Annotated in this window: 14 protein-coding genes; 13 read left to right on the top strand and 1 reads right to left on the bottom strand. The window is 72.3% G+C overall.

Translation table 11 applies throughout. The features are described from left to right. The first annotated feature begins 5 nt into the window (after window positions 1–5). The 12 genes from ACIPXB_RS26870 to ACIPXB_RS26925 all read left to right on the top strand — a co-directional run bounded on the left by ACIPXB_RS26870 (window position 6) and on the right by ACIPXB_RS26925 (window position 9,752). A complete protein-coding gene (locus ACIPXB_RS26870; RefSeq protein ID WP_401453955.1) occupies window positions 6–1,322 on the top strand; it encodes a CpaE family protein in 1,317 nt (438 codons plus the stop codon). Then, window positions 1,319–1,702, top strand: a complete 384-nt coding sequence (locus ACIPXB_RS26875; protein WP_401453956.1) for a TadE/TadG family type IV pilus assembly protein — start codon at window positions 1,319–1,321, stop codon at window positions 1,700–1,702. Before ACIPXB_RS26870 ends, ACIPXB_RS26875 begins: the two co-directional genes overlap by 4 nt. Before the next feature lie 59 nt (window positions 1,703–1,761). Next, window positions 1,762–2,295: a TadE/TadG family type IV pilus assembly protein gene (locus ACIPXB_RS26880; RefSeq protein ID WP_401453957.1), complete on the top strand. Its 534-nt coding sequence runs from the start codon at window positions 1,762–1,764 to the stop codon at window positions 2,293–2,295. Further along, a complete protein-coding gene (locus tag ACIPXB_RS26885) occupies window positions 2,292–3,656 on the top strand; it encodes a CpaF family protein (protein ID WP_401453958.1) in 1,365 nt (454 codons plus the stop codon). Before ACIPXB_RS26880 ends, ACIPXB_RS26885 begins: the two co-directional genes overlap by 4 nt. After that, the gene (locus tag ACIPXB_RS26890; RefSeq protein WP_401453959.1) at window positions 3,653–4,591 is read left to right on the top strand and encodes a type II secretion system F family protein; all 939 of its coding nucleotides are present in this window, start codon (window positions 3,653–3,655) and stop codon (window positions 4,589–4,591) included. The genes ACIPXB_RS26885 and ACIPXB_RS26890 overlap by 4 nt, the downstream gene beginning before the upstream one ends. 34 nt (window positions 4,592–4,625) lie before the next feature. Continuing rightward, on the top strand, window positions 4,626–5,516 hold the full coding sequence (locus tag ACIPXB_RS26895; RefSeq protein ID WP_401454005.1) for a DUF5936 domain-containing protein: 891 nt from the start codon (window positions 4,626–4,628) through the stop codon (window positions 5,514–5,516). Between the two features lie 5 nt (window positions 5,517–5,521). Beyond that, window positions 5,522–6,835: a sensor histidine kinase gene (locus tag ACIPXB_RS26900; protein ID WP_401453960.1), complete on the top strand. Its 1,314-nt coding sequence runs from the start codon at window positions 5,522–5,524 to the stop codon at window positions 6,833–6,835. Beyond that, complete coding sequence (locus tag ACIPXB_RS26905) at window positions 6,832–7,527, top strand: response regulator (RefSeq protein ID WP_401453961.1); 696 nt, start codon at window positions 6,832–6,834, stop codon at window positions 7,525–7,527. The genes ACIPXB_RS26900 and ACIPXB_RS26905 overlap by 4 nt, the downstream gene beginning before the upstream one ends. A gap of 110 nt (window positions 7,528–7,637) precedes the next feature. After that, on the top strand, window positions 7,638–7,838 hold the full coding sequence (locus tag ACIPXB_RS26910; RefSeq protein WP_401453962.1) for a hypothetical protein: 201 nt from the start codon (window positions 7,638–7,640) through the stop codon (window positions 7,836–7,838). Continuing rightward, window positions 7,835–8,482 carry a pilus assembly protein TadG-related protein gene (locus ACIPXB_RS26915; RefSeq protein ID WP_401453963.1) on the top strand — a complete coding sequence of 216 codons (648 nt, stop codon included), beginning with the start codon at window positions 7,835–7,837 and terminating at the stop codon, window positions 8,480–8,482. The genes ACIPXB_RS26910 and ACIPXB_RS26915 overlap by 4 nt, the downstream gene beginning before the upstream one ends. Before the next feature lie 30 nt (window positions 8,483–8,512). Beyond that, window positions 8,513–9,097, top strand: coding sequence for a hypothetical protein (locus ACIPXB_RS26920; protein WP_401453964.1), 585 nt, complete (start codon window positions 8,513–8,515; stop codon window positions 9,095–9,097). A 4-nt stretch (window positions 9,098–9,101) separates the two neighbouring features. Then, complete coding sequence (locus ACIPXB_RS26925; RefSeq protein ID WP_401453965.1) at window positions 9,102–9,752, top strand: OmpA family protein; 651 nt, start codon at window positions 9,102–9,104, stop codon at window positions 9,750–9,752. On the opposite strand, the gene ACIPXB_RS26930 is transcribed toward ACIPXB_RS26925, so the two are convergent. Further along, window positions 9,742–10,281 carry a TetR/AcrR family transcriptional regulator gene (locus tag ACIPXB_RS26930; RefSeq protein WP_401453966.1) on the bottom strand — a complete coding sequence of 180 codons (540 nt, stop codon included), beginning with the start codon at window positions 10,279–10,281 and terminating at the stop codon, window positions 9,742–9,744. The two genes, ACIPXB_RS26925 and ACIPXB_RS26930, sit on opposite strands and share 11 nt — an antisense overlap. A 98-nt stretch (window positions 10,282–10,379) precedes the next feature. On the opposite strand from ACIPXB_RS26930, the gene ACIPXB_RS26935 reads away from it, so the two are divergent. Then, the gene (locus ACIPXB_RS26935) at window positions 10,380–10,805 is read left to right on the top strand and encodes a nuclear transport factor 2 family protein (protein ID WP_401453967.1); all 426 of its coding nucleotides are present in this window, start codon (window positions 10,380–10,382) and stop codon (window positions 10,803–10,805) included. Window positions 10,806–10,873: the final 68 nt, after the last annotated feature.

Below are 10,873 nucleotides of genomic sequence, written 5' to 3' on the forward strand. Positions count from 1 at the left end.
CCCGGATGACGACCCGAATCCTCCCGGCGGCCGGCGAGGCGGACGCCGCCCGCTCCCTGGTGACCCTGATCGGCCAGCTGCCCGACGCCGAACCGGCCGCCCCCGTCCCCGACTCCACCACCCTGCTGGACACCCTGGGCCGGCTGGCCGCCGAATCCCTCGACGAGCTGCCCGAGGTGGTCCTGGTCCACGAGCGCATCGGGCCGGTCCCCGCGCTCGACCTGATCCGCGAGGTCGCCCTGCGCTTCCCGGCGGTGGGCGTCGTCCTCGTCACCTCCGACGCCGGGCCCGGACTGTTCGCGGCCGCCATGGACTCCGGCGCGCGCGGCGTCATCGGGCTGCCCCTGTCGTACGAGGAACTCGCCGCCCGCGTCCAGGCCGCGGCCCAGTGGTCGGTGGGCGTACGGCGGCACCTGGGGCGGGGCGCGGAGGTCTTCACCGGGCCCGGCGGCAGCGTGGTCACGGTGACCGGAGCCAAGGGCGGGGTCGGCACCACCCTCACGGCCGTCCAGTTCGCGCTGGCGGCGGCCGCGTCGGGGCGGCGCACGGCCCTGGTCGACATGGACCTCCAGGCGGGCGACGTGGGCTCGTACCTGGACGTGCAGTTCCGCCGCTCGATCGCGGACCTCGCCGGCATCCAGGACATCTCCCCGCGGGTGCTGGGCGACGCCGTCTTCGAGCACGGGACGGGGATCGCGCTGCTGCTGGCGCCGGCGGAGGGCGAGCGCGGCGAGGAGGTCGACGACCGGGCGGCACGGACCATCGTGACGGCGCTGCGCAGCCGCTACGAGCTGGTCGTCATCGACTGCGGCACGCAGCTGACGGGCGCGAACGCCTCGGCGGTGGAGATGGCCGACGTCGCGGTGCTGGTCACCACGCCGGACGTGGTGGCGGTCCGGGCGGCCAAGCGGATGGTGCGGATGTGGGAGCGGCTCCAGGTGCGCAAGGCCGAGGACACCGCGATGGTCGTCAACCGCTGGTCCAAGCACACCGAGATCCAGCCCGCGCTGATCGAGAAGATCACCAAGGCGCGGGTGGCGCGGACCCCGGTCCCGGCGGCGTTCAAGGAACTCCAGGCGGTCGTCGACGCGGGCCGCGTCCAGGACCTCGACAACCGTTCCGCCGTCAAGCAGGCCCTGTGGACGCTGGCGGGCGAACTGGGCCTGCTGGCCACCCCCGACACCGCGGCCCCCGGCACGTCCGGCAGCACCCCGGGCACCACCCTGGCCCTGCGCGTCCCGGGCCCGGTGGCCCGCCGGCGCGGCGCCGACCGCACCGCCCGCACCACCCTGGGCCTGCGCCGCCGCAAGGACCCCCGGTGATCCGCCCCGGACGCCGGGCGGCGGGCGGGGACCGCGGCCAGGTGGCGGTGGAGTTCGTGGGCACGGTCCCGCTGATCCTGCTGCTGGTCGCGGCGGTGTGGGAGGGCGTCCTGATCGGCTACGCGTTCTCGCTGGCGGGCAACGCGGCGGACGAGGCGGCGAGGGCGGGCGCGGTCAAGGGCGACGGTGCGTGCCAGGCGGCCGCCGTGGAACACGTCGGCGACTCGTGGAACCCCAAGGCGCTCTGCGGCCCGGTGGCGAACGGGGTCTACAAGGCCACGGTGGACCTGACGCTGCCGATCATCTACCCGGGCATGCTCGACCTGGACCTCACGATCACGGGCACGGCCGGATCCCCGATGGAACGGGAGACCAACTGATGGCCGCCCGACCGACGCCGCCGCGCCCCACCTCAGACCCGTCGGCACCCGCCTCTGCCGTGCCAGCACCCGCCCCGGCTCCGTCGGCATCCACCCCAGCCCCGCCGGCGTTTGAGGCGCTGGGGGTACCCCCAGCGGTAGCTGGGGGAGGTCCGGGGCGGAGCCCCGGATACGGGAAGGGGCGGGGTGGGGAAGGAGCCGCCCGCAGGGCCCCCCACCGCACCCCGACCGGCCCACGCGACCGAGGCCAGGTCGCCATCGAATACATCGCCTTCGTCCCGATCCTCCTCTTCGTCGCCCTCGCCGGCATCCAGCTCGGGGTCGTCGCCTACGCCGAGGAACAGGCCGGCACCGCCGCCCGCACCGCCGCCCGCGTCCAGGCCCGCGACGGCGAGGGCGGGGTCGAGGCCGGCAAGGCGGCCCTCAGCGACTGGCTCGCCGACGACGCCACCGTGGACGTGCCGCCCGGCGGGGACGCCATCACGGCCACCGTCACCGTCCGGGTGCCCTCGGTCCTGCCCGGCCTCGACGGCCACGTGGCCACCCGTACCGCCGTGATGCCCAACGACGACCCCAAGGAGGCCCGCCCGTGAGCCTGCGTTCCCGGGTCGGCACGCCCGACGACCGCCACAGCCCCCGCGAGGACGGCCGCCTCGTATCGTCCTACCGCGCCAAGCTGCTGGAGGAGATCGACCTCGCCGAGATGTCCGCGCTCGCGCCCGCCGAGCGCCGCGCCCGGCTGGAGCGCGTACTCGGGCACATCATCAGCCGCGAGGGTCCGGTCCTGTCCACCACCGAACGCGGCCAGCTCATCCGCCGCGTCGTCGACGAGGCACTCGGCCTCGGCGTGCTCGAACCACTCCTCGAGGACGCCTCGATCTCCGAGATCATGGTCAACGGCCCTGACCACATCTACGTCGAACGCGGCGGCCGCGTCGAGCAGCTCCCCCTCCGCTTCGCCTCCCACGACCAGCTGATGCAGACCATCGAGCGCATCGTCTCCACCGTCAACCGCCGCGTGGACGAGGCCAATCCGATGGTCGACGCCCGCCTCCCCAGCGGCGAGCGCGTCAACGTGATCATCCCGCCGCTGTCGCTGACCGGCGCCACCCTCACCATCCGCCGGTTCCCGCGCGCCTTCACCCTCCACGAGATGATCGCCCTCGGCTCCCTCGACGAGCAGATGCTGCTCCTGCTGTCGGGCCTGGTCCAGGCGAAGATGAACGTGATCGTCTCCGGCGCCACCGGCACCGGCAAGACCACCCTCCTCAACGCCCTCTCCGGCCTCATCCCGGAGGGCGAACGCATCATCACCATCGAGGACTCGGCCGAACTCCAGCTCCAGCAGGCCCACGTCATCCGCCTGGAGTCCCGCCCCGCCAACGTCGAGGGCAAGGGCCGCATCACCATCCGCGACCTCGTCCGCAACTCCCTGCGCATGCGCCCCGACCGCATCATCGTCGGCGAGGTCCGCGGCGGCGAGACGCTCGACATGCTCCAGGCCATGTCCACCGGCCACGACGGTTCCCTGGCCACCGTGCACGCCAACAGCGCCGAGGACGCGCTGATGCGCCTGCAGACCCTGGCGTCCATGTCGGAGGTCGAGGTCCCCTTCGAGGCCCTCCAGGACCAGATCAACTCCGCCGTCAACGTCGTCGTCCAGCTGACCCGCTTCGGCGACGGCTCCCGCCGCGTCACCGAGATCTCCATCCTCGACTCGCACGGCCGCGAACCGTTCCGGATCACCACCGTCTGCCGCTTCGTGGCCAGCCCCATGGGACCCGACGGCCGCGTCCACGGCTCCTTCGACCACTACCCGGTGCCGCGCCGGATCGCCGACCGCCTCTACATGTACAACCAGCCGGTCCCCCCGGCCTTCGGGGTCGCCCTGTCCGACGACCAGCTCACGACCCGCACCACGGCGACCGGAACGCACAGGGGGACGATCCTGTGAACCCCCTCGTGCTCCTCACCCTCGGCGCCACCCTGCTCGCCTGCCTGCTCGTCGTCGCCGGCACCCACGCGTACGCCGCCGGCCGCGCCCAGCGCGCCGCCCTCATCGAGCGCCTCTCCGCGTCCGGCGCCCCCGCGCCCGCCGGGCGCCGGCGCCGCTTCCACGCCGTCGACCGGCGGCTGCGCCGGACCCGCGCGGGCCGGTTCATCGAACGGAAGCTGGCCACGACCGGCCTGGACCTCACGCCCGGCGAGTTCTTCGTCTACATGCTCGCGGGCATCGCCGGCGTCTGGCTGCTCGCGGCCTCCTTCCTGGCCCCGTTCTTCGGCCCGGTGGCCGGGCTCATCGGTCTGTGGGCCGCCAATGCCTTCCTGACCTGGCAGCGCGTGCGCCGCACCGAGCGGTTCATCAACCAGCTCCCCGAGCTCGCCCGGATCCTGGCCAACGCCACCCAGGCCGGCCTGGCCCTGCGTACGGCCATCGGGATGGCCGCCGAGGAGCTGGAGGCACCGGCGGGCGAGGAGCTGTCGCGGGTCGCCGACCGGCTGGCGGTCGGCCACTCCATCGAGGAGGCGCTGGGCGAGCTCGCCGAGCGGCTGCCCTCGCGCGAACTCGTCGTGCTCGTCTCCACCCTCGTGCTGTCCGCACGGGCGGGCGGCGCGATCGTCGGCAGCCTGCGCAACCTCACGGTCACCCTGGAGCAGCGCAAGGAGACCCGGCGCGAGATCCGCACGCAGCTCTCCCAGGTGACGGTGACGGCGTACCTCGTCCCCGCCATCGGACTGGGCTCGCTGCTGCTGGTGGACGCGATGATGCCGGGCGCGCTGGACCGGATGACCGGTGCCTTCGTCGGCCAGACCGCCGTCCTGATCGCGCTCGGCCTGTTCACGCTCGGCTTCGTCCTCATCCGCCGCCTGTCGAAGATCGACGTCTGAGAGGCCGCCGGACATGACCCTGACCCCGGACACGATCGCCGTCCTGCTCGCCCTCGCCGTCGCGGTGTGCGTGTTCGGCGTCTTCCACGGCATCCGCCTCTACCGCGCGGACACCGAACTCCCCACCGATCTGGCGCTCGCCCTGGAGGTCGGCGCCACCCGCACCACGGCCGTCGGCTCGGTCGTCGACCGCATGGGCATCCGCTGGGCGCCGCTCGTCCTGCGCCTGATGGGGTCCAAGCGGGTCGCGGCCAAGCGCCGCCAGATCGACATGGCCGGCAACCCGGCCGGTCTGACCATCGACCGGTACGCGGCCCGGCGCGCCGTCTACGGCGCGCTCGGCGCGCTCGGCGCGTTCGCCATGCTGATCAACGGGCAGCTGGTGCCGGCGCTGCTGATGGTGGCGTTCGGGCTGTTCTGGATCGAGGTCGGCCTCTGGTCGGCGATCCGGGTCCGCCGCGACCACATCGAGCGCACCCTGCCCGACTTCCTCGACGTCCTCGCCGTGGTCGTCAGCGCCGGGCTCGGCTTCCGGCAGGCGCTGGAGCGGGTCGCGGGCAAGTACGAGGGGCCGTGGGCGGACGAGATCCGCATCACCCTCCAGCAGATGGACATGGGCGTCAGCCGCCGCCAGGCCTTCGACGACCTGCGCCGCCGCAACGACAGCGAGCAGGTCGCCCAGTTCGTCACCGCCCTCCAGCAGGGCGAGGAGCTGGGCTCGCCGATCGTGGAGACGCTGATCGCCATCGCCGAGGACATGCGCCGTACCGACGCCCAGAACGCGCGGCGGCGGGCGGCCCGGGCGGTGCCGAAGGCGACGTTCGCGGTGACCATGTTCATGCTGCCGGGCACGCTGATCCTGCTGGTCTGCGGGTTCGTCTACGGCGCGAACGTCGACTTCGGCGCGATCCTCGGGGGCGGGTGAGGACGATGACGACGGCCACCGTGCGGGCGGCCCCCGCGCCGCTGCGACGCCTGCGCCACCCGGCGCAGGGACCGGGAGACCCGTCCCTGACCCTCCAGTCCCTGACCCTCCAGGCGAACGCCCTCCAGGCCCTGTGCCGCCAGGTGTTCGGCTTCCGGCTGGCGATGCTCGCGCTGGGCGCCCCGGTGGCGCTGGGCCGTACGGCGCCGGGCGGACCGCTGTGGCTGGTGTCCGCCGCGATCCTGCTGACGTTCATGTTCAGCTACGTGCTGTTCCGCGACTGGGAACGGTGGGGGCCGCGGCTGCTGCGGCACCGCTGGGCGCTGGCCGTGGACATGGGGTTCAGCGCGCTGCTGCTGGTCACGGCGACGCCGGAGTCCCCGCTGGGGCTGGTGTGCGGGTGCACGCCGCTGCTGGCCGGGCTGGTGTACGGCTGGCGCGGCTCGGCGCTGTACGCGGCGGCGCAGGCGGTGCTGGTGGCCGGCGTGTACGCGCTGGACGCCGCGTCGCCGGTCACGGTCACCGGCGCGATGGTCCTGCCCGGCCTGTGCGTGATCGCGGGCGCGGCCGGCGCCTGCCTGCGGGGGCTGCTCTTCCGCTTCGGTACGGCCGGCCGGGCGCTGACCGAGACCCGGGCCCGGCTGGCGGTGGCGGAGGCGGTCGCGGCGGAACGGGCGCGGCTGGCGCGGGAGATGCACGACTCGGTCTCCAAGACCCTGCACGGGGTCGCGCTGGCCGCAGAGGCGCTGGCGGCGGGCGGTACGGCGGATCCGCGCGAGCTGCGCGCGCAGGCCCGCCTGATCGCGGGCGCCGCGCGGCGGGCCGCGGCGGAGTCCCGCGACCTCCTGGCCGACCTGCGGGCGGACCTGGACGCGCCGGTGGTGTCGCTGGCGGGCGAACTCCGGTGCAGGGCGGGGGCCTTCGCGTCGGAAGCGGGCCCGGGCCTCGCGGTGGAGGTCGAGGTGGACGCGGGCCTGCCGCCGGTCCCGGGGGCGGTGGCCCGCGAGCTGTCGTGCGTGGTCGGGGAGGCCCTGGAGAACACCCGCCGCCACGCGGGGGCGAGCCGGGTGGCGGTGTCGGCGACGGCAGACGGCGACCACCTGACGCTCCTGGTCCGCGACGACGGCCGGGGCCTGGGCGCGGTGGCGCTCGCGCCGGACGGGGACGGCCGCTTCGGCATCCTGGGCATGCGGGAGCGCGCCGAGGCCGCCGGCGGCCGGCTGACCCTCGGGGCGGGCCCGGACGGCGTCGGCACGGAGGTCCGGGTGGACATCCCACTGGCGGCGCTGGCGACGCAGGCGGCGGGCGGTACGGCATGACGTTGCTACCGCTGCGCGTGCTGATCGCGGACGACAACCCGGTGGTCCGGGCGGGCCTGGCGGCGTTGCTGTCGGCGCACCCCGGCCTGGTGGTCACGGCGGTGGCGGCGGACGGCCGCGAGGCCCTCCGCCTGGCCCGCCTGCACCGCCCGGACGTGGTCCTCCTCGACGTCCGCATGCCGGGCGTCGACGGCATCTCGGCCCTGCCCCACCTGACCCAGCTGGCGCCGGTCCTGATGCTGACGTACAGCCGCGAACCGGAGGTGGTCCGCGAGTCGCTGCGGCTGGGCGCGGGCGGCTACCTGGTCCATGGCGAATTCACGCCGGACCAGCTGATCGCGGCGGTGCGCGACGTGCGGGAGGGACGGGCGAACTTCACGACGACGGCAGCGAGCACGCTCCTGGCCGAACTCCGCACGCACTCTTCGCAGCCGCAACGCTATGTGTCACAATCCCAGGGCGAGCCCGCCAATCGAGCGTCGTTCGGGTTGAGTTCACGTGAGGTGGAGATCATGGATCTCATCGCATCCGGGATGAGCAACCAGCAGATCGCGGCCGTGTGCTTCATCAGCGAGAAGACGGTGAAGAACCACATCAACCGCATCTTCGCGAAGCTCCACGCGACGGCGCGCAGCGAAGCGATAGCCCGCTGGCTGGGAACCGCCCACCGAGGGACACCGGGCCATGCGTAGCCGCCGCGGGGAGTGGGTCCGCAATTGGGCCCACGGACCCTTGGACCCTTGGACCCGCCCGCCATACCGTCCGCAAATCGGAACCGGCCCCGGCCCGGGAGGGAACCCCCATGTCACACAACACGCTGGCCAGGATGAGGAAGCGGTACGCAGGGCGGGGTCGCGGGGATCGCGGCCAGACCGCGTTCGAATACCTGGGGATCATCCTGGTGGTCGTGGTGATCATCGGGGCGATCGTGGGTACGGGTATCGGCGAAGCCATCACGGACAAGATCAAGACGGCAGTCACCAACATCAAAGCAGGGTCGTGACCGTTGGCCGACGCTATGGGGACCGGGGACAGGCCTTCCCGATCTACGTCGTGGTGGTCGCGGGACTCCTCTTCGCCGCGTTCGCTTTCTTTGTGATTGGTCAGGCCTCGGTTACGCGTAGCACCGCACAAGGTGCAGCAGACGCAGCTGCCTTGGCGGCGGCTCGCGAAGCCAGAGACAACCTGGCTCCCGGCCTGGATCTGGTCGTGCTCAAGCCGGAGGAGTGGAAGGGGGTCCTTGACGGAAGGCTCTTCGACGCCAGGGGGGCCTGCAGGACGGCGGAGGAATTCGCGGCGAGGAACGAAGCTGTGGCCTCCTCCTGCAAGCCGGGTCCGCTTCGCTTCGCGGTCGAGGTGGAGACGAACCGCACGGTGGGTGACTCCGTGGTTCCCGGCACAGGTGCTATGCACGGAACGGCCAATGCCACCGCCGAGATCGTGCCGCTCTGCCGACTTGGTCCCGTGTCGGGAAGTTCGCCCTCACCGACGCCCTCGCCATCGGCATCGCCAGGTGAGACTCCCCAGCAGCCTGGGCCCGTGAAGATCGTATGCAGGGAAGGCGACGACATCATCTTCGATCCCCTGAAACCCAAACCATGGAGCACGTTGGCCAGGGCGCTCTTCAGCGTGCGACTGGTCGACTGACAGCGAACGAGAGACAAGGAAGCGGCGTACATGAGCATTCGGCACACGGTGAAGGTCCGCGGGGGAGCGGTCGCAGTGATGGCGACCGTGCTGACCCTCTCGCTGGCCGGGTGCGGCGGCGACAGTGACGGGGCGAAGCCGAAGGAACAGCAGAAGAGCTCCGCTGCCTCTCAGGGTGCACAGCAGCCCGTTCCCAACGGGGGCCAGAGCGCCGCACCTCTTGAAGTTCTCGCCACGGTGAATGGTGAGAGCGGCATGGTGCTCACGATCAACTCGGCTCAGCGCGATGCAGGTGGATTTCTCACCATCAACGGTCAGTTGAAGAACACAGGCAGTGAGACCTATGTGAAGACCACGCCGTGGCGTGGCAACGAACTCAAGGACAGCGGCACCTCGGTCGCAGGCGTCACCTTGGTCGACAAGCCCGGCAAGAAGCGCTACTACGTGCTGCGTGACACGGATGGCCGGTGTCTGTGCACCACAGGTCTCGCCACGATCGAGGGTGGCAAAACAGTCCCCTTCTTCGCCCAGTTCCCCGCACCCCCCGCCACCACCACCGACGTCGAGTTCAGCCTCCCCACCTTCGCCACGGCCACCATCAAAATCTCCGGGTGACCCCATGACCACACGGACCCAACACCAACGCCACCGCGCGGCCGCCGTGATAGCGGCGTCCGCGCTCGTCTTCGCCGGGGCGCACCTCGTCGGTGCGGCCAGCGCAAACGCCGATGAGAAGCCGACCGCGCCCCCCGGCACCGAGCCCTCCGCATCCGCTCCCGTGCCCATCGACTCCAATTCGCCCGGCCTCAAGATCCCCCAGGGCGGCACCCTCGCACCGCCCAAGGTGCTCGACATCGCCGAGGTCGTCGAGGACCTCGGCGGCGAGCAGCGCCGGCAGGAGACCAATCAGAGCGTCATGATGGCGCTCCAGGCCGAGGTGCTGTTCCCTGAGGACAGTTCCATCCTCAACGCCCAGGCCACCGCCCGGATCCAGGCCATCGGCCAGGAGATCAACCAGCAGAAGGCCACCCGCGTCCGGGTGTTCGGGTTCACCGACGACCAGGGCAGTTACGAGCACGGCAAGGAGCTGTCCAAGAAGCGGGCCGACTCCGTGCAGGCCGAGCTCGCCAAGACCGTCACCGACCCGGGCGTGATCTTCGACATCCGCGGCTACAGCGAGGACTACCCGATCGCCGACAACACCACCGAAGAGGGCCGCAAGAAGAACCGCCGCGTGGAGATCACCTTCCCGCGCACCGTCAACCCGTAGGGGACAGCAGGCGCGCCGCCATCTCCCGGGCCCGCAGGGCCGGCGCCGGTCCGGGGGTGAGGGCGGCCACCGTCGTCGCGCCCTCGACCAGGATCAGCAGGTCGTCCGCCAGGGCCGGCGAGGAGCCGGGCAGGCCGGCCAGCAGGGCGTGCAGCTCCGCCTTGTGGCGGTGGACGACGCCCAGGACCGGCTCCGGGCCGCCGGCGCCCAGTTCGCCGTACGCGTTGAGGAACGCGCAGCCCCGGAAGTCCGGCTCCGCGAACCAGTCCGCCAGCCAGTCGAAGACCGCGAGGACCGGCCGCTCCGCCCCGGTCACCGCCTCCCGCAGGGAGCCGAGCCAGCGCCGGTCGCGCCGCTCCAGGTACGCCGTGACCAGCGTGTCCTTCGCCGGGAAGAGGCGGTACAGCCGCTTGAGGGGCACCCCCGACCCGGCGCGGATGCGGTCCATGCCGACGGCCTGGATGCCCTCGGCGTAGAACAGCTCCTCCGCCGTGTCCAGCAGCCGGGTACGGGCCTCTTCGTCGTCCATGCAGGCAGCGTAACCGAGATGCCCTTGCCGTGAGAACGATCGTTCTCTAAGGTGATGGAGAACGAGCGTTCTCGCCCCCTTCTCCCCGGAGGTCTCCCGTGACCGATGCCGTACGCCCGCCCGTGCCCCCCTTCACCGAAGAGACCGCCCGCATCAAGGTCCAGGCCGCCGAGGACGCCTGGAACAGCCGCGACCCCGAGCGGGTCGCCCTCGCCTACACCGAGGATTCCGTCTGGCGCAATCGCGACCGTTTCCTCACCGGCCGCGCCGAGATCCGCGCGTTCCTCGCCGACAAGTGGGACCGGGAGCTGGACTACCGGCTGCGCAAGGAGCTGTGGTCGTACACCGGCAACCGGATCTCCGTCCGCTTCGAGTACGAGTGGCACGACGCCGACGGCCAGTGGTGGCGCAGCCACGGCAACGAGCAGTGGGAGTTCGCCGACGACGGGCTGATGCGCCGCCGCGAGGCCAGCATCAACGACGTCCCGATCCGTCCCGACGAGCGGCGCCTCGGGCGGGACTGACGGGGCGTACGCCATCCCCCCGCACGTCCGCGTAGCGGTCCGCGTAACGGTCCGCGTGACGGTCTGTC

Origin of the sequence: Streptomyces sp. NPDC090022, assembly GCF_044748145.1 — a bacterium.
Taxonomy (GTDB): domain Bacteria; phylum Actinomycetota; class Actinomycetes; order Streptomycetales; family Streptomycetaceae; genus Streptomyces.